Annotated in this window: 14 protein-coding genes; 1 reads left to right on the forward strand and 13 read right to left on the reverse strand. The window is 67.7% G+C overall.

Annotation, left to right across the window (positions count from 1 at the left end; translation table 11 throughout):
* Positions 1-39: 39 nt before the first annotated feature.
* The 7 genes from gnd to PV764_RS08095 all read right to left on the reverse strand — a co-directional run bounded on the left by gnd (position 40) and on the right by PV764_RS08095 (position 7428).
* Positions 40-942, reverse strand: coding sequence for a phosphogluconate dehydrogenase (NAD(+)-dependent, decarboxylating) (gene gnd / locus PV764_RS08065; protein ID WP_019186028.1), 903 nt, complete (start codon positions 940-942; stop codon positions 40-42).
* A gap of 3 nt (positions 943-945) precedes the next feature.
* Complete coding sequence (locus tag PV764_RS08070) at positions 946-2229, reverse strand: hypothetical protein (protein WP_421116423.1); 1284 nt, start codon at positions 2227-2229, stop codon at positions 946-948.
* 22 nt (positions 2230-2251) lie between these two features.
* Complete coding sequence (locus PV764_RS08075) at positions 2252-2878, reverse strand: DUF2242 domain-containing protein (RefSeq protein WP_070425951.1); 627 nt, start codon at positions 2876-2878, stop codon at positions 2252-2254.
* A 128-nt stretch (positions 2879-3006) separates the two neighbouring features.
* Entirely contained in the window at positions 3007-5184 is a 2178-nt protein-coding gene (locus PV764_RS08080) for a carboxy terminal-processing peptidase (protein WP_421116424.1), read from the reverse strand.
* A gap of 238 nt (positions 5185-5422) precedes the next feature.
* Positions 5423-6436 (reverse strand): lipoyl synthase, encoded by a 1014-nt coding sequence (gene lipA, locus PV764_RS08085; RefSeq protein ID WP_019186032.1) that lies wholly within the window; start codon positions 6434-6436, stop codon positions 5423-5425.
* Between the two features lie 18 nt (positions 6437-6454).
* A complete protein-coding gene (gene lipB / locus PV764_RS08090) occupies positions 6455-7162 on the reverse strand; it encodes a lipoyl(octanoyl) transferase LipB (RefSeq protein ID WP_284128763.1) in 708 nt (235 codons plus the stop codon).
* Positions 7150-7428, reverse strand: coding sequence for a DUF493 family protein (locus PV764_RS08095; RefSeq protein WP_019186034.1), 279 nt, complete (start codon positions 7426-7428; stop codon positions 7150-7152). Before PV764_RS08095 ends, lipB begins: the two co-directional genes overlap by 13 nt.
* Before the next feature lie 193 nt (positions 7429-7621).
* Between PV764_RS08095 and PV764_RS08100 the strand changes: the two genes are divergently transcribed.
* Positions 7622-8686: a lipid A deacylase LpxR family protein gene (locus tag PV764_RS08100; protein WP_284128760.1), complete on the forward strand. Its 1065-nt coding sequence runs from the start codon at positions 7622-7624 to the stop codon at positions 8684-8686.
* A 207-nt stretch (positions 8687-8893) separates the two neighbouring features.
* Here the strand turns inward: PV764_RS08100 and PV764_RS08105 are convergent, their stop codons facing one another.
* The 6 genes from PV764_RS08105 to mrdA all read right to left on the reverse strand — a co-directional run bounded on the left by PV764_RS08105 (position 8894) and on the right by mrdA (position 17711).
* Positions 8894-10111, reverse strand: a complete 1218-nt coding sequence (locus PV764_RS08105; RefSeq protein ID WP_070471949.1) for a D-alanyl-D-alanine carboxypeptidase family protein — start codon at positions 10109-10111, stop codon at positions 8894-8896.
* 106 nt (positions 10112-10217) lie between these two features.
* Positions 10218-11534: a septal ring lytic transglycosylase RlpA family protein gene (locus tag PV764_RS08110; RefSeq protein ID WP_019186037.1), complete on the reverse strand. Its 1317-nt coding sequence runs from the start codon at positions 11532-11534 to the stop codon at positions 10218-10220.
* Positions 11531-12676, reverse strand: a complete 1146-nt coding sequence (gene mltB / locus PV764_RS08115) for a lytic murein transglycosylase B (RefSeq protein WP_261997309.1) — start codon at positions 12674-12676, stop codon at positions 11531-11533. Before mltB ends, PV764_RS08110 begins: the two co-directional genes overlap by 4 nt.
* A gap of 598 nt (positions 12677-13274) precedes the next feature.
* Positions 13275-14375, reverse strand: coding sequence for a rod shape-determining protein RodA (gene rodA, locus PV764_RS08120; RefSeq protein ID WP_070425955.1), 1101 nt, complete (start codon positions 14373-14375; stop codon positions 13275-13277).
* Between the two features lie 166 nt (positions 14376-14541).
* Positions 14542-15654, reverse strand: coding sequence for a rod shape-determining protein RodA (gene rodA / locus PV764_RS08125; protein WP_019186040.1), 1113 nt, complete (start codon positions 15652-15654; stop codon positions 14542-14544).
* On the reverse strand, positions 15651-17711 hold the full coding sequence (gene mrdA / locus PV764_RS08130) for a penicillin-binding protein 2 (protein WP_421116425.1): 2061 nt from the start codon (positions 17709-17711) through the stop codon (positions 15651-15653). The genes rodA (PV764_RS08125) and mrdA overlap by 4 nt, the downstream gene beginning before the upstream one ends.

The raw sequence follows: 17711 nt of genomic DNA on the forward strand, positions 1-17711 counted from the left end.
GGCCGGACGATCACCTTTGCCGGCCCGCATTGGTCCGGCTTACGTGGTCTTGATCGCGTGACCACCGAACTCATTGCGCATCGCCGCCAGCAGGCGGTCGCTGAAGGAATTCTTCTCGCGCGAGCGCAGGCGTTCGAGCAGGGACAGCGTGATCACCGGCGCCGGCACGTCCAGATCGATCGCCTCGGCCACGGTCCAGCGGCCCTCGCCGGAGTCTTCGACATACGGCGCGATGCCCTCCAGCTGCGGGTTGCGGCCCAGGGCATCGGCACTGAGGTCGAGCAGCCACGAGCGCACCACGCTGCCGTGCTGCCAGGCCTTGGCCACCTGCGCCAGATCGAGATTGAAGTCGGTCTTGTGCTGCATCAGCGCGAAGCCTTCAGCGTAGGCCTGCATCATCCCGTACTCGATGCCGTTGTGGACCATCTTGCAGAAGTGCCCTGCCCCGCTCGGGCCGACGTGCGCCCAGCCACGGTCCTCGCCCGGTGCCAGCGTGCGGAAGATCGCCCCGATCCGCTCGACCGCGGCCTTGTCGCCGCCGATCATCAGGCTGTAGCCCTCCTGCAGGCCCCACACCCCGCCACTGGTGCCGCAGTCGATGTAGGTCACGTCCTCGCCCTGCAGCTGCTCGCTGCGGCGCATGGAATCCTTGTAATACGAGTTGCCGCCGTCGATCACCACGTCGCCTTCGGACAGATGCGGCGAGAGCGACGCCAGGGTCTGGTCGACCACGCCGGCCGGCACCATCAGCCACACCACGCGCGGCACCGGCAGCGCCGCAAGCGTCTCGGCGATCGAGGCACTGACCTCGAAACCGCGCTCGGCGGCCGCGGTACGCGCGGCCTCACCGGGATCGACACCGATCACGTGGTGTCCGCCGCGATGCAGGCGCTCGGCCATGTTGGCGCCCATGCGGCCCAGCCCAATCATTGCAATATCCATGACTCACCTTTGCTCAGCTTGCGAATGCGGTTGTGTAACAGGAGGTACCGGCGCTGCCGCGCATTGCCGCAGCTGCGCCTGGATCCAGCGCCGGTACAACGTGGTGTGCAGATTGTGCAGCCCCAGCTCGATCGCGAACGGCGTGCGCGGATTGCGATCGAGCAGGCGCGCGATGTGATATCCGATAGGACGTATACCGCGAGGATGCACGTAAATCAGGAACCCCTGGTAGAACGGATCGTCCAGCAACGCATCCAGTTCCTTCAGCAGCGGTTGCTGTTCGGCCGGCACCTCGCGCCGCCAGATCGGATCCCGCTCGATCAGCAGCCGCTCGAAGCGGCGCGGCCCCGGGCCCGGCATGCGCTGGGCCAGTGACCAGATGCGCCGATTGACCTGGTCGTAATGGGCAAAGCCGTCGTGCTCGCGCAGCGCGCGCGCCGCGGCATCGCTGACATCGACCACCACGAAGTTCTCGGCCTGGTTGTTGATGTCATCCAGGTACTTGCGCTCGAACACGTGCTCGATGAAACCGGGCGTACCCACGAACGCCTGCCGACCGCGTTGCGCGGTCTTGCTCGCTTTGCCGTCGGCCAGGAACTCCCCGGCATGCCGGCCCAGCAGGATGCTGTCGGTCTCGTGCAGGGTCAGGAACGTGCCGATGGAGAGTTCATCGGCGGAGAATTCGCGGTCGAAGGCGGCATCGCCGTACAGTTCGCGCTGGGTCGCCAGCTGCGCCACCTGGCGGCCGACCCCGCACTCGGCGCGTACGCGGCCATCGTAGAACGTCTGCAGCGCCGCACTGTTGGCTTCGGCCGGCTGATAGCCGCGGCCGAAGCTGCGGAAGCGCTCCCAACCCTTGGCCTGCGCGCCGCCGGCGCCGAAGCCGATCCAGCCCAGCTGCAAGGCCGAGAAGCGGAAGCCGTCGTTGTCCTGCAGGGCGGTGGTGGCCCGGCGCGTGGCCGCGCCCAGCTTGAATGCATACGCACAGACCGTGCCCGGGTCATCGAACAGGGTCGGCAGCCAGGCCTGCAGCTGCTGCGCCGACCACTGCCGCGGCAGCTGTACGCGCAGGTCACCTGCGGCCTGCGCCTGGCGCAGGTCGGCGCGCTCGCACACCGGTCCGGCATGGACCACCGGCGCAGCGACGTCCGCCTCACTGAAGTGCCAGCCCAGCGCTTCCAGCACGCCCTGCGCGCACGACGCCGCGCTCCACGCACTGGCCGCCGGGATCAGCCCCAGCAGCACCGCGAGCGCACAGCGGCGCCAGCGCCGCGATCCTGCTGCCATGGCGCGCCGCACCCCCGCCCGCTCAGCGCAGGGAGGCCGGGGTATCGCTCACCACCGTGGCTGGCGTCGGCTCCACCGCCGCAGCGGGGGCGGTCGCCGGCGCGGCAGCCGGGCTGGGCTCGGGCACGGCCGCTGCCGGCAGGTACTGCTGCAGGCGCTCGAAGAAGCGGCGATAGAAGGTGGCGTCCTGCACGGTGCTGCTGGCCACTTTCACCAGCGAGTCGTCATTGCTGCCGAACGGCAGCGAGACCGAGCCCAGCGCGCCGACGCCGACGCTGGCCGAGGTCGGGCTTTTCTTCAACGCGTAGCGGTCCTGCACCGCGCTGACGAACACCAGCGCCTGGTCACCGCGCGGCGCGCACGAAATACGCAGCACCAGCTGCTCGTGCTCTTCATCCCTGGGCTGGAAGTTCTTGTTGCCTTCCACGGCATCATCACCGGCGCGGGCGATCGCGTAGCCCTGGCTGAGCAGGGTGCGGCGGGCGGCCTCGCAGGCCTGGGCAGGCGGGCCGGGCACCGTGCGCGAATAGGTATCGCCGGAGTCGAACGACTCACGGATCAGGGTGCTGTCGGCGGCGCGGCCGCCACAGGCGGTCAAGGCGGCGAACACCGCCAGCAGCGGGATCGAACGTACACGACGAAAGCGCATGGCCGCTCCTGCGGAAATCCAGCCTCCAAGGATAGACCCGTGCGCGTTGGCAGGAGGTGGATACGCACAGGCCGCCCCGAAGGGCGGCCTGTGGAGTTGTCACCTGTTCAGCTGGTGGCGGCCGGCGTTCAGTCCGCCCAGCGGCCCACGGCAGTCGACTGTGGCAGGACCTGGGCCGACAGCGGGCGGTCGGCCTCGAGCAGGTTCACCGCATCGGCCAGGATCGCCGCCGACTCGCGCAGCAGCGGATCCGGGCGCTTTTCGGCGGCCTTCTCGCGGGCGGCATCCTTGACGATGTCGCGTTCGTTGCCGGTCAGCCCGTCGTCATTGCTGTCGTCGGCCAGCGGGTCCAGATCCAGGCCCAGCTGCTTGCGGATCGCCTGGCGATCGGTGCGCTGCTTGTCCTGCTTCTCACGCTCGGCGCGGCGCTCGGCCTCGTTGAGCGAGATGTACTTCTTGGCCTTCTCCGCACGGAACTGCTCGACATCCTCGTTCCACCACTGGAACTCCTTGTCGGCGGCGATACGCGTGTCGTGGCGGCTTTCCAGCTTGGGCAGCAGCGGGCCGAAGTTGCCGTACTGGGTGTGCGGCACCGCGGCGATGCGGGTCCACGGCAGCGCGTTGTCGTAGGTGCTTTCGCCGTACTCGCTGGCGTCCACGCTGGCCGGGAAGACCAGATCGGGCACCACGCCCTTGTGCTGGGTGCTGCTGCCGCTGACGCGGAAGAACTGGGCGATGGTCAGCTTGACCTGGCCGAAGCGCTGGGTCTCGCCACTCGGCCACCGGTCCAGATCGACGATGTTCTGCACGGTGCCCTTGCCGAAGGTGGTCTCACCGATCACCAGGCCACGGCCGTAATCCTGGATGGCGCCGGCGAAGATCTCCGAGGCCGAGGCCGAACCGCGGTTGATCAGCACGGCCAGCGGGCCATCCCACGCGACCACTTCGCTGCGGTCGCTGTTGACGGTGACGCGGCCACCGGATTCACGGACCTGGACCACCGGGCCCTGTTCGATGAACAGACCGGTCAGTTCGATCGCTTCATCCAGCGAGCCACCGCCGTTGTTGCGCAGGTCCAGCACCACGCCGTCGAGCTTGTCGGCCTTGAAGCCGGCCAGCAGCTTGGCCACGTCGCGCGTCGCCGACGCGTAGTCCGCGGCATTGCGGCGGCGGCCTTCGAAGTCCTGGTAGAAGGTGGGCAGCTTGATCACGCCCACCTTGCGCTCGGGCTCTCCATCCTTGGCCGGAATGGTCAGGGTCTCGCCCTTGGCGGCCTGTTCGGCCAGGCGCACCTTCTGGCGGGTCAGCACCAGGGTGTGGTGCTTGCCGTCCACGCCTTCTTCGGCCGGGATGAATTCCAGGCGGACCTGGGTATCGCTCTTGCCACGGATCTTGGCCACCACGTCATCGATGCGCCAGCCGATCACGTCTTCCAGCGGACCGGACTTGCCCTGGCCGACGCCGACGATGCGGTCGCCCGGCTTGAGCGTGCCATTGACCGCGGCCGGACCGCCAGCGATGACCTCGCGGATCACCACCATGTCGTCCTGGCGCTGCAGCTGCGCGCCGATGCCTTCCAGCGACAGCGACATCGCCTGGTTGAAGTTCTCGGCGGTGCGCGGGGTGAAGTAATCCGTGTGCGGGTCCACGGCGCTGGTGTAGGCGTTGAGGAAGAACTGGAACACGTCCTCGCCCTTCAACTCATTGACCGACTTTTCCAGCGTCGCGTAACGCTTGTCCAGCGTCTTGCGGATCTCGGCCGGCTGCTTGCCGGCCAGTTTCAGGCGCAGCCAATCATTCTTGACCGACTTGCGCCACAGATCGTCCAGTTCGGCGCTGCTCGCGGCCCACGGCACGTCCTTGCGGTCGTACTCGAACTTTTCGTCGGTGCTGAAATCGAAGTCCTGCTTGAGCAGCTTGCGCGCATACCCGACGCGCTCGCCCACGCGCTGCTTGTAGACCGCGAACACCTGGAACGCCGGCTCCAGCTCGCCGCCTCGGATGGCGGTGGCGATGTTGGCTTCGAACGGGGCGAAGCGGGTGATGTCGGCCTGGGTGAAGAACTGCTTGCTGCTATCGAGCGATTCCAGATAGCGCTTGAAGACGTCCTTGGAGGTCGCGGCATCCAGCGCGCGCGGCCGGTATGCGTAGCGGCTGTCCGACAGCAGCCCGTAGACCAGCTTGGAGGTGGTCACCTGGTCGGGTGTTGCCGCCGAAGGCAGCGCGGGCGAATCGGCGTAGGCGGCCAGTGCCATCGGCGCGGTGAGCGCCAGGGCCATCAGGAATGCGGGGGCTTTGAATTTCATGGACTAGCTCGTGGCACCTTGCCAAGGGAGAGACTGCGTGCATTACAGACACCACGACAGTGCCGAAAGTTGCCGCGTTTGTCACCGGGGCCTTCAGCCTACCGAGGCCGTTGGAGAAATTTGTGAATACCGGCGGGATCGGCAGGCAGGCACAGGCCTGCGGCCATCCGCGGTTCAGGGCCGCGGCCGGGGAAAGACGGAGTGGATTGGCAGAACGGGCCCCGAAGGGCCCGCTGGATCAACCGGCGACGCCGGCGTCGGCCGCCTGGCGGTCGGCATGATAGGACGAGCGCACCATCGGACCGGAGGCGACGTGGCTGAAGCCCAGCGCATTGCCGTACTCCTCCAGCGCCTTGTACTCCTCGGGGGTCCAGTAACGCAGCACCGGGTGGTGATGCGCGGTCGGCTGCAGGTACTGGCCGATCGTGATCATGTCCACATCGTGCTCGCGCAGGTCGCGCAGCGTGGCCTGGACCTGCTCCAGGGTCTCGCCGAGGCCGAGCATGATGCCGGACTTGGTGGCGATCTCCGGGTGCTGGGCCTTGAACTTCTTGAGCAGGGTGAGCGACCACTGGTAGTCCGCGCCCGGGCGCACATTGCGGTACAGGTCCGGCACGGTTTCGATGTTGTGGTTGAACACGTCCGGCGGGTTGGTCGCCAGGATCTCCAGCGCGCGCTCCATGCGGCCCTTGCCACGGAAGTCCGGGGTCAGCACTTCGATCTTGGTGTTGGGCGACTTGGCACGGATGGCACCGATGCAGTCGGCGAAGTGCTGGGCACCGCCGTCGCGCAGGTCATCGCGGTCCACGCTGGTCACCACGACATACTTCAGGCCCATGTCGGCCACCGTCTGGGACAGGCTGGCCGGCTCGTTGGCATCCGGCGGCTTGGGCCGGCCGTGGGCGACGTCGCAGAACGAGCAACGGCGGGTGCAGACCTCGCCGAGGATCATGAAGGTCGCGGTGCCGTGGCTGAAGCACTCGTGGATGTTGGGGCAGCTGGCTTCCTCGCAGACCGTGACCAGGCGGTTTTCGCGCAGCTTGGCCTTGAGGTTCTGCACGGCGTTGCCGGAGGGAATCCGCACGCGGATCCACGACGGCTTGCGCAGCACCGGCACGTCGGCGAACTGCACCGGGGAGCGGCCGATCTTGTCACCGCCGATCTGTTTGACGCCCGTCTGCAACGGGGCGGCGGACGGCGTGTCGCCCTGCACGACCTGCAGGGGAATGATGCGAGCGGTGGTTTCAGTCATGGCCTTGGTCGGCGGCGTTCACGCCGCGTCAGTCAAATCGGGTAATTCAGCGGCCGGCTCGAGGGCCAGGCCGAACTGGCGGGCCAGATGGCCCAGCAGCACCGGCGTGACGGCCGCCATGCCGGACGGTCCCCCCAAGTCTACCACCGAGGTCACCTGCAGCCCTTGATAGCCACAGGGGTTGATCCGGCGGAACGGTTCCAGGTCCATGGCCACATTGAAGGACAGGCCATGGAAGGTACAGCCGCGGCGGACGCGGATGCCCAGGGCGGCGACCTTGGCCCCGCCCACGTAGACCCCGGGCGCGCCCTCCAGGCGCTCGGCGCCGATGTTCCACTCGCCGAGGGTGTCGATGATGGCCTGCTCGATGCGGCAGACGTAGTCGCGCACGCCGATCCCGAGCCGCCGCAGCTGCAGCAGCGGGTAGATCACCAGCTGGCCGGGGCCGTGGTAGGTCACCTGACCGCCACGGTCGACATGCAGAACGGGAATATCGCCGGGGGCGAGCACGTGCTCGTCCTTGCCGGCCTGGCCCAGGGTGAACACCGGGTCGTGCTCGACCACCCACAGCTCGTCGGGGGTGTCCTCGGTGCGGGCATCGGTGAAGCGCTGCATCGCGTGCCAGACCGGGGCATAGGGCTGGCGGCCGAGGTCGCGCACAATGGCCGGTTGCGGCGCCCGGTTACCCGGGGCCGCAGCGGCGGCGCAGCTGGTTACAGCGTCCACTTCACTTCCGGGTGGTCGCGCAGGGCGTTGTGGGCGGCGTCGTACTGGTCGCGGTTATCCGCCTTGAACACCAGCCGCACCGACACATACTTGCCGTTGGACGAGTGTTTCCAGCTGATGCGCTCGCTCAGCACATCCACGCCGGCCAGCTCGAGCAGGCGCGGCAGTTCGCGTTCCAGGTCCTTGCCGGCCGCGCCCATGGCGCTGAGTTCGAACTGGCCGGGAAACTGGAAGCCGTGGTCGGGGTTGTCAGACTTGATCTCCATGACCGGGATTATGGGGATGCCTGCGCCCGAACCCAAGCGCTGCTTGATCGTGCGCACAGCGGCGCCGAACGGCCCGTGAAAACGTCTGTATCGCCACTGATACGCAGCAGTGCGTGCGCAGTGCTGTTCACGACATCACGCTCTGATTACGCTGTGCCGGCTTAAGAAAGAATAAATCCCCGTCTGGTATCCCATGTCTCTGAAGCCCTTTGCGCTGCCGGCCGCACTCGCCGGCGTCCTGGCCCTGGCCGCGCCTGCCGCCCACGCCGCCACTCAATGCGGGCCCGATGCGATGCGCGAGCACCCGCCGCAGGTCAATTTCCGCGTCGACAACGACCTCTTCGGTGGCAAGGACCAGGACCAGGGCTATACCAACGGCGCCCAGATCACCTTCGTCTCGCCGAATCTGGTCGATTACACCGATGACCCGTGCCTGCCGCGCCTGGCGCGCTGGGTCAACAGCCACCTGGAGCGGCTGCATCCGGGCGAGTACGAACAGCAGAACATGATCTTCAGCCTGGCCCAGGGCATCTTCACCCCCACCGATTTCACCCGGAAGGACCTGATCGAGGACGACCGGCCGTATGCGGGCGTGCTGATCGGCAGCTTCGGTTACAACGCGCGTCGCGGCGACCGGTTGCAGACCACGCAGCTGGCGTTGGGCGTGGTGGGGCCGTGGGCCCAGGGCAAGGAAGTCCAGAACGCGGTGCACGAGCTGCTGGGCGATGAGAAGTTCCAGGGTTGGGACAACCAGCTGCACAACGAGCCGGTGATCATGCTCACGCACGAGCGGATGCGGCGGTGGCCGGCCGACGCCAGTGAGAACCTGGGCGGCTGGGGCTGGGATGCGATCAGCCACTACGGTGGCGCGGTGGGCAATCTGGCCACGCACCTCAATGCCGGTGGCGAGGTGCGCTTTGGTTGGAAGTTGCCGGACGATTTCGGCAGCACGCCGCTGCGCCCGGCCGGTGAGAACACTGCGCCGACGCGCGGCGGCAAGCCGAGCGGCTGGTCGTGGCATCTGTTCGCCACCACGGATGCGGCGTGGGTGATCCGCGATATCACGCTGGACGGCAATACCTTCCGCAACAGCCACAGCGTGGACAAGCGCCACGTGGTGGGGACGGCCGGTTACGGGCTGGCGGTGATGCGCGGTCGCTGGAAGTTCGCGCTGGCCCGTTACCACAGCACGCGCGAGTTCGATGGGCAGCGTGAGGCGCCGGTGTTCGGCAGCTTCACGATCAGCCGCTCGCTGTAAGCGAGCGACTGATCGTGAAGCGGGTAGCTGCCGACCGTTGGTCGGCACCCCGTGACCCCAGCCCGGTGTGCCAAGAACCGGCCAGCGGCCGGCACTACCCGGATCCGCACCGGTTCACCTGGTAGGTGCCGACCGTTGGTCGGCTCATCGCCCACCCCAAAAAAAGACCGGCTTTCGCCGGTCTTTTTTCAGTGCGGTCGAACCGGATTACTCCGATTCCCACCACATCCAGAAGCTGTCCCACAGGCGCTTGAAGAAGCCGGCTTCTTCCACGGCGGCCACGGCCACCAGCGGGGCCTGGGCGACGACCTGGTTGTCCAGCATCACCTTCAGGGTGCCAACCTGCTGGCCGGCGGTGAACGGCGCTTCGAGGGTCTTGGGCACATCGATGCTCGGCTTGAGATCGTTGTAGCGGCCGCGCGGGACGCTGACCAGCATCGGCTGGGCCACGCCCAGCTGCAGCTTGTCGGTCTTGCCCTTCCACACCTTGTGCTCGGCCACGACCTTGCCCGGCTCGTACATGCGGTGGGTTTCGAAGAAGCGGAAGCCCCAGTTGAGCAGCGCCAGGCTGTCATCGGCGCGCTGCTTTTCCGAGCCGCCACCGAGCACCACGGCGACCAGGCGCTGGTCACCCCGCTGGGCCGAGCTCATCAGGCAGTAGCCGGCTTCGGAGGTATGGCCGGTCTTGATGCCGTCCACGCTCTGGTCGCGCCACAGCAGCAGGTTGCGGTTGGGCTGGGTGATGTTGCCGACGGTGAATTCCTTCACCTTGTTGTAGGCGTAGGTTTCCGGATAGTCACGCACCATCGCGCGGCCCAGCAGGGCCAGGTCGTACGCGGTGGTGTGGTGGCCCGGGGCGCTCAGGCCGTGGGCGTTGACGAAGTGGGAATCCTTCATGCCGATCTTGGCGGCGTAGCTGTTCATCAGCGAGGCGAAGGCCTCTTCGCTGCCGGCCACGTGTTCGGCCAGGGCGATCGCGGCATCGTTGCCGGACTGGATCGCCATGCCCTTTTCCATGTCTTCCAGGCGTGCGGTCTGGTTGACCGGGAAGCCGCTGTAGCTGCCGTCGGTGCCGGCGCCGCCCTCGCGCCAGGCGCGCTCGCTCATCATCACCTGGTCGTCGGTGCGGACCTTGCCGTTCTTGACCTCGGCGGCCACGACATACGACGTCATCACCTTGGTGATGCTGGCCGGGGCCAGTTGTTCGTGCACGTTTTCACCGGCCAGGACCTGCCCGGTGGCGTAATCCATCAGGATCCAGGCCTTGGAGACGCTGGGCTTGGGGGCCGGCGGGGTCGCCACGGTGGCCGGAGCGGCGGCGGCGGGAGCAGGCGCCGGTGCCGGGGTCGGCGCAGGGGTCTGGGCGGAAACCATGCCCACGAACAGGGTCGTGGCCATGGCAGCGGCGGCAAAGCGGAATTTCATCGGACAGCAAGCTCCTGGAGGGCGCCAAGGGGTGGATGAGGGATAACGGGCATTGTAGGCCCAAGGAGCGGCGGCACGCGCTGGCGTGCCGCGGGCAGTGGAAGGCTCAGTCCTTCACGATCTGCGGCGCCCCGAAGCCCAGACCGGCAATCCGGCCGGCAAGTTCCGAGGCGCTGGCATGGTCGGGGGCCGGCACGCGCAGGCGCCACAGGGTGCGCCCGCCACTGACGATGTCGCTGATGCTGGCCCCGGCGATGCCCGCCGAGGACAGCTGGCCGAGCGCGCGGGTGGCGTTGTCACGGCTGGCGAAGCTGGCGACCTGCAGCAGCACGCTGCCGAGCACCTGCTGGGAAAGCGTTGCACCGGGGGCCGGTGCCGGACGCGCCGCGGGTGCGGCGGCGGGCAATGCGGCCACCGCCACCGGCGCACTGTTGACGCTGGCAGCCTGGGTGGTGGCGGGCTTGCCGGTGGCAACGCGCACACCGTTGTCGCGCATCCAGTGATCAAAGTTGTCGGCGTTGCCCGGCTTGGCCGAATCGGCCACGCGGTAGCGGTACTTCTCGCCGGCCGGTTTGGCAGCGGCGGTCGCCGTGGCGGCCGGCAGCTTGCCGACCAGCGCATCCATCTCGCTCGCACTGCGCACGGCAGCGGCGGGCGCGGAGGCGGCGGCAGCCGCAGCGGCGGCGACCTCGCGGCGTTCGCGGCGGCTGGGCTTGTCAACCATCAGGTTGTCATCCCCCGGTGCCAGCGCACGCACCTCCACGTTGCCGGTGCCGCGCTGGGTGATGCCCAGGCGCACGGCGGCGGCATAACTGAGATCGACCACGCGCCCATCGTGGAACGGGCCGCGATCGTTGACGCGCACGATCACCGATTCGCCGTTGTCCAGGTTGGTCACCCGGGCAAAGCTCGGCAGCGGCAGTGTCTTGTGCGCGGCGGTGAAGGCGTACATGTCGTACACCTCGCGGTTGGAAGTCAGGCGGCCGTGGAACTTGGCGCCATAGTAGGAAGCAGTGCCCTTCTCGGCGTAGCCGCGGGTCTTGTCCATCACCTGGTACTGCTTGCCCAGCACGACGTACGGCGATTTGTTGCCGATCGGCGAGCGCGGCAGATCGACCACTTCCGGCTCGGGGATGCAGGCCACGTTCGGGATGTAGGTGGGGGTACTGTCATTTACGCCCGGCTTGTACAGACCGCCGGCGCGGTAATCGCCGCGCGTGCTGGGATCTTCAGCAGCCGCCTTGTAGGGAGAGCCTTCCGGGCAATGCGCCGGACGCCCGCCCTTGCCCTGCACCACCGCGGCGGACGGCTTGCTGCTGCCGGCGCTACTGGCACCGGGTTTCTTCGGCGCACTGCTGCAGGCGGCCAGTGCCAGTATCAACAGACCCGGGATCAGCCATCTGGAGCGTGCGATCGTGTTCATGCCGGCGGCAACTCCTGTCCAGCAATGGCCTGGGACAGCTGGTACACGGCCATCGCATACATTTTCGAGAGGTTGTAGCGGGTAATGGCGTAGTAGTTCTGGAAGCCCAGCCAGTACTGCTTGCCGGTGCTGCCTTCCAGGGTGATCGGGGTGGCGGTCAGGCCCGCGGCGACCGGCACGCTGGGCTGGTACCCGCGCTGGGCCAGCTGCGACAGCGTCCAGGTCGGCGCCCATTCGGTCGGATTGAATTCCTCGCGACCGGCCTGCAGCGTGGCCGGCACGGCCACCGGGCCACCACGGACCCAACCGCCCTTCTTGACGAAGTAATTGGCGATCGACGAGAACACGTCGTCGTAGCTGTTGAACAGATCGCGGCGGCCATCGCCGTTGCCGTCCACCGCATAGTCCAGATAGCTGGAGGGCATGAACTGGCCCATGCCCATCGCGCCGGCGTAGCTGCCCTTGATCGCGGTGATGTCCAGCTTTTCATCGCGGGTCAGCGCGAACAGGCGCGACAGCTCGTCGCGGAAGAACAGCTCGCGGCGCACTTCACGTTCAAGCTTGGCCGGGTCGCCGCTGCGCGGGTACTTGAAGGCCAGTGTGTACAGCGCATCGAGCACGCGGTAGTTGCCGGTATTGCCGCCGTAGCTGGTTTCCACGCCGATGATCGCCACGATCACCTCGGCCGGGACGCCGGTGCGCTGCTGCACGCGCATCAACTCATCGCGGTGCTGGGCGAGGAATTTCTTTCCGCCCTCGATCCGCGCCTGGCTGATGAACATCGGCCGGTACTCGTTCCACGGTTTGACCCGCTCGGCCGGGCGCGACATCGCGGCGATGATCGGATCACGGATCTGCGCCTGGGCCAGTGTCGCCTCGATCTGCGCGGCCGGAATGCCGTAACGGGCGGCGGTATCGCGCACGAAGTTGGCGCGGGCCACCTCGAAGGGCACCGGGGTCAGATCCACCGGGGCGGCGTTGGCTCCGGCTGCCTCCGGGGCAGCTTCGGCCGGACCCTTGCTGCCCGGGGCCGGCGTGACGGGAACACCCGAGGCCTGCGGCGTCGGTGAAGGAGTCTGCGGCTGGGTCGCACAAGCGACCAAACCGAGCGTGAGCATGCAGGCCAGGGAGCGTCGAATCATCGCGGCAGGTTAGCAGGTCATGGATGAATTAAAACCCCTAAGACCATGAATCTCAACGGATTGCCCGAGTTTCTCCACGGCCGTTAAGGCCGTGTGTAGACAGGCGCATGACCGGCGCCCATTCATGTGTTGCTGCAGGGGGCGCCACGATCGCGGCGGTACCGGTGTGCGGCACGGCCCGCCACCAGGCGGCCGGGGCAGCCCAGCAAGGGCTGCCTCGCAACGCACGTCTCACTTTTGGAGGTTGGTAGGGACGCCACAAGAGGTTCGCCGGTTGCGTCCCCATCCCCGCAGACGCAACCGGCCAAACCGGACCTGATCGGCAGCGGCGCGGCGCGCATCTCCCCAGCGCGCGCTTCGCCCCTCTGCCTGTGAGGTCAACTACTCCCCGCCAGACTCCCCCTCCGCGATGCTTGGCTCAGCGCGTCGTTGTTGGCGGGCCGCCATTGTGCAGGCCGTTTACGACAAGTCCATTGATCGAGATCAAGTCACTTCATATCTGTGCGCCACTTCTCACTTTTGCCCGCGCGCGTTGACAACGTGTGCACCTGAAACCGTTTCCCCATGGGTGCCCGCGCAACGGCTGCGCAAACCTCGCTCATGTGGCATGCACCGGCTGGTGCTGTCGTGCGGCCATGACCAGCCCGAAACTGGCCAGCAGCGAGACCGCCGAGGTGCCGCCATAGCTGATCAGCGGCATCGGCACGCCCACCACCGGCAGCAGGCCGGAGATCATGCCGCCGTTGACCAGCACATAGACGAAGAACACCAGGCCGGTGGTACCCACCAACAGGCGCGAGTAGCCACAGCGCGATTGGCTGGCGATCCACAGGCAGCGCGCGGTGACGAACAGGAACAGGCTGAGCACCACCGCCACGCCGACCCAGCCGAACTCCTCGGCCAGCACCGAGAAGGCGAAGTCGGTGGTGTACTCGGGCAGGAAATCCAGCGTGGCCTGGGTCCCCTGCCCCCAGCCTTTGCCGTGCATGCCGCCCGAGCCGATCGCGATCTTGGACTGGATGATGTTCCAGCCGGTGCCCAGCGGATCGTTCTCCGGGTACAGGAAGGTCAGCACGCGATCCTTCTGGTACTGGCGCAGCAGCCCGAACCAGGCCAGCGGCGCAGCAACCGACAGCCCGCCCAGGGCCACGGCCATCCACCACCAGCGCAGACCCGCCAACAGCAGCGCGAACACCCCGCTGGCGGTCACCAGCGTGGCCGTGCCGAGGTTGGGCTGCAGCAGGATCAGCACGGCGGGGCCACCGATCAGCACCGCGGCGGTGAGCACCGCACGCGGCCGCGGCGGCAACGGCTGTTTGTGCAGGTACCAGGCCATCATCATCGGCAGGCTCAGCTTGAGCAGCTCGGAGGGCTGCAGGTAGAACACGCCCAGGTTCAACCAGCGCTGGCCGTATTTGCCGGTGCCCACCACATACACCGCCAGCAGCGGCAGCAGGGACAGGGTGTAGATCCACGGCGACCACGCGCGCAGTTCCACCACCGGCAGCCGCGACAGCCCCCACAGGGCGGCAAGCCCGGCGCCGTAGCGCATCGCCTGCGCATGCACGGGCCCGTCCACGCTGTGCAGCACGGCCAGGCCGGCCACCATCAGCAGGCACAAGGCGCCCAGCAGCGGCAGATCCAGCGTGCGGAAGAAGAAATGGAACACGGCGCGTGCGCGCTGCAGTAGTTCGACCATGCGGACGACTCCTGTGGATGACGCGACGCACAGCAGGAGGCGACACGGCGAACAGAAAGCGGACCCGCGGTGCGGGCCGGCGCGAGCGCAGGACCGTAACACGCGTGGGCACCCCAATCCTTAGCCGACACGTACCGCCGGTGCGCGGCGTACGCATCGCGCGCACTCAGCCGTAGCCGCCGTGCACCGGATTGTGGCGACGCACGGCCATCACCAGGCCGAAGCCGGCCAGCAGCGATACCGCCGAGGTGCCGCCGTAACTGATCAAGGGCATCGGCACGCCCACCACCGGCAACAAACCGGAAATCATGCCGCCGTTGACCAGCACATAGACGAAGAACGCCAGCCCGGTCGCGCCGGCCAGCAGCCGTGAATAGGTATCGCGCGACTGCGAGGCGATCCACAGGCAGCGCCCGATCACCACCAGGTACAGGGCGAGCACGATGGCCACGCCGATCCAGCCGAACTCCTCGCTGAGCACGGAGAAGGCGAAGTCGGTGGTCTGTTCGGGAATGAAGTTCAGGTGCGACTGCGAGCCCTGGCCCCAGCCCTTGCCATCGAAGCCGCCCGAGCCGATCGCGATCTTGGACTGGATGATGTTCCAGCCCGCGCCGAGCGCATCGCTCTCCGGGTCCATGAACATCATGATGCGGTCCTTCTGGTACGGGCGCAGCAGCCAGAACCAGGCCACCGGCGCGGCCGCGGCGACCCCGCCGACCGCCACGCCCACCCACCACCACGGCAGCCCGGCCAGCAGCAGCACGAACGCGCCACTGGCGGCGATCAGCACGCCGGTGCCGAAATCCGGCTGCAGCATCACCAGCCCGGTCGGCACGCCGATGATCACCGCACTGGTCAGCACCGTGGAGAAACGTGGCGGCAGCGGCATGCGATGCAGGTACCAGGCCACCATCATCGGCAGGCTGACCTTGAGCAGCTCGGCCGGCTGCAGGTAGAACAGTTTCAGATCCAGCCACTGCCGGCCGTACTTGCCGGTGCCGAGCACGAACACGGCCAGCAGCGGAATCATCGACACCGCGTAGATCAGGGGCGTGGCCGAGCGGATGCGCAGGATCGAGACCCGCGAAATCGCCCACATCGCGGCCAGGCCGACCGCGAAACGCGCGCCCTGCGCGAACACCAGGCCGTCGCCACCGGCGCTCTTGAGCACCGCCAGGCCGATCAGCATCAGCGCGCCCAATGCCAGGCAAAGCACCCAGTCCAGCGAGCTGCTGAAGCGGACGGCCATATCGACCGCCCAGCGCAGGAAGACCTTCATCGTGGCCGCTCCGGTGCGGTCGGGGGCGCGGTGGCACTGGGCACGGGCACGGGCGCGCCGGGTTCCGGCACAGGCGCAGGCACGCCCACCACGACCGGCAGCAGCTCCAGCGCAGCGACGGCGGCATCGCCGGCCTCGCGGGCCGCGCCATCACCACCATCGAAGGCGGTGATGCCGATCGCGGTCGTGCCGCGCTCGCTGTCCAGCGGTTCCAGGCCGTCGGGCATCTTGCCGAGCAGCCAGGCATCGAAAATCTTGCGTGCGATCGGTGCCGCCGCCGAGCCGCCGTAACCACCGCCCTCGACCGCGATCGCCACCGCGATGACCGGGTTGTCGGCCGGCGCGAAGCCGACGAACAGTGCGCGGTGGCGCAGGTGCAGTGGCAGGCTGCGCGGGTTGACCGCGGCGGTGCCACGGCGGCTGATCACCTGCGCGGTACCGGTCTTGCCGGCCATCACATACGGCGCGCCTGCGGCCGCACGCGCACCACTGCCGCCCGGCTGCATGGTGCCCATCATGCCCTCGCGCACCGCCTGCAGATTGCTCGGCGTGGGGCTGATCGGCTTGCTTTCGCCCGGCGGCGTTGCGGTCCAGTCCGCGTCGAAGCCGGCCCGCTGCTGCATCACCAGGTGCGGCTGGCGCAGGTGGCCATCGGCGATCCCGGCCACGCCATGCACCAGCTGCAGCGGAGTGACCTTCCAGTCGCCCTGGCCGATGCTGACGTTGACCGTGTCGCCGGGATACCAGCGTTCTTTTCTCGATTTGTACTTGGCCGCCGGCGAAGGCAGGATGCCGCCGATCTCGCCGGTCAGGTCGATGCCGGTCGGCGCACCGAACCCGTAATAGCCCATGTAGTGGTCGAAGCGTTCGATGCCCAGATCCAGCGCGAGCTTGTAGTAGTACGTGTTGACCGACTGGGTGATCGACTTGCGCAGATCGGTCCAGCCATGGCCGCCACGGTTGGCATCGCCCCAGCCGCGCGAGGTGCCCGGCAGATAGAACATGCCGGTGGAGAGGATCTTGTCCTCCGGCCGGCGCACGCCACTGTCCAGCCCGGCCAGGCCGATCAACGGCTTGATCGTGGAGCCCGGCGCGACGCCGCCCAGCACCAGGCGGTTGAACTGCGGCCGCGACGGGTTGTCGTTGAGCGCCTTGAAATCGGCGTGCGAGATGCCGTTGACGAACAGGTTGGGGTCGTACGAGGGCAGGCTGACCATCGCCAGCACCTCGCCGGTGCGCGGGTCCATCGCCACCGCTGCGCCTTCGAACTCGCCGAAGGCGGCGACCATCGCGCGCTGCAGATCGGCGTCGATGGACAGCCGCAGATCGCTGCCGGACTGCGCCGCGACCCGGCCGATGGTGCGGATCGCGCGGCCCTGCACGTTGGTCTCGACCTGCTCGTAACCGACCTTGCCGCGCAGCTGCTGCTCGTAATAGCGCTCCAGCCCGGACTTGCCGATGTGGGTCAGTGCGGCATTGCCCTCGCCCAGCATCTCCAGGTCTTTGTCATCCACCCGGCCGACGTAGCCAATGATGTGCGCGAACAGATCGCCATAGGGATAGCGGCGGGTCAGGTACGGCTCCAGCTCCACGCCGGGGAAGCGCCAGCGGTCCACCGCAAAGCGCGCCATCTCCTCATCGGTGACACGCAGCTTGAGCGTGACCGGCAGGAAACTACGGCGCGCCTTGCGCGACTTGTTGAAGGTCTCGATGTCTTCCGGGCTGAGCGCGAGGATCCTGGACAGGCCGGCCAGGGTGGCGTCCATGTCCTTGACCTTGTCCGGGGTGATGTCCAGGCGGAACGCCGGCACGTTCTCGGCCAGCAGCCGACCGTTGCGGTCGTAGATCATCCCGCGCCCGGGCACCACCGGCCGCGGCTTGATCCGGTTGGCCTCCGAGCGCGTGGCGTAGATGTCGTGGTCCATCACCTGCAGCTTGAAGTACCAGCCGCCCAGCCCGATCAGGCATACCAGTACGCCGAGGAAGCCCAGCGCGGCGCGGCGCCGGAACTGTTCTGCCTCGGCATGCGGATTCTTGGCCTGGCGGCGCATGTACAT

It is taken from the genome of Stenotrophomonas sp. AS1 (assembly GCF_048957655.1).
Lineage (GTDB): Bacteria > Pseudomonadota > Gammaproteobacteria > Xanthomonadales > Xanthomonadaceae > Stenotrophomonas > Stenotrophomonas bentonitica_A.

What these genes read in the sequence shown, in the direction of transcription:
- lipA (WP_019186032.1), bottom strand. Translation starts at nt 6,436, where the DNA reads ATGACTGAAACCACCGCTCGCATCATTCCCCTGCAGGTCGTGCAGGGC.
- PV764_RS08100 (WP_284128760.1), top strand. Translation starts at nt 7,622, where the DNA reads ATGTCTCTGAAGCCCTTTGCGCTGCCGGCCGCACTCGCCGGCGTCCTG.
- mltB (WP_261997309.1), bottom strand. Translation starts at nt 12,676, where the DNA reads ATGATTCGACGCTCCCTGGCCTGCATGCTCACGCTCGGTTTGGTCGCT.
- gnd (WP_019186028.1), bottom strand. Translation starts at nt 942, where the DNA reads ATGGATATTGCAATGATTGGGCTGGGCCGCATGGGCGCCAACATGGCC.
- PV764_RS08075 (WP_070425951.1), bottom strand. Translation starts at nt 2,878, where the DNA reads ATGCGCTTTCGTCGTGTACGTTCGATCCCGCTGCTGGCGGTGTTCGCC.
- rodA (WP_019186040.1), bottom strand. Translation starts at nt 15,654, where the DNA reads ATGAAGGTCTTCCTGCGCTGGGCGGTCGATATGGCCGTCCGCTTCAGC.
- PV764_RS08070 (WP_421116423.1), bottom strand. Translation starts at nt 2,229, where the DNA reads ATGGCAGCAGGATCGCGGCGCTGGCGCCGCTGTGCGCTCGCGGTGCTG.
- PV764_RS08095 (WP_019186034.1), bottom strand. Translation starts at nt 7,428, where the DNA reads ATGGAGATCAAGTCTGACAACCCCGACCACGGCTTCCAGTTTCCCGGC.
- PV764_RS08110 (WP_019186037.1), bottom strand. Translation starts at nt 11,534, where the DNA reads ATGAACACGATCGCACGCTCCAGATGGCTGATCCCGGGTCTGTTGATA.
- PV764_RS08080 (WP_421116424.1), bottom strand. Translation starts at nt 5,184, where the DNA reads ATGAAATTCAAAGCCCCCGCATTCCTGATGGCCCTGGCGCTCACCGCG.
- PV764_RS08105 (WP_070471949.1), bottom strand. Translation starts at nt 10,111, where the DNA reads ATGAAATTCCGCTTTGCCGCCGCTGCCATGGCCACGACCCTGTTCGTG.
- mrdA (WP_421116425.1), bottom strand. Translation starts at nt 17,711, where the DNA reads ATGTACATGCGCCGCCAGGCCAAGAATCCGCATGCCGAGGCAGAACAG.
- rodA (WP_070425955.1), bottom strand. Translation starts at nt 14,375, where the DNA reads ATGGTCGAACTACTGCAGCGCGCACGCGCCGTGTTCCATTTCTTCTTC.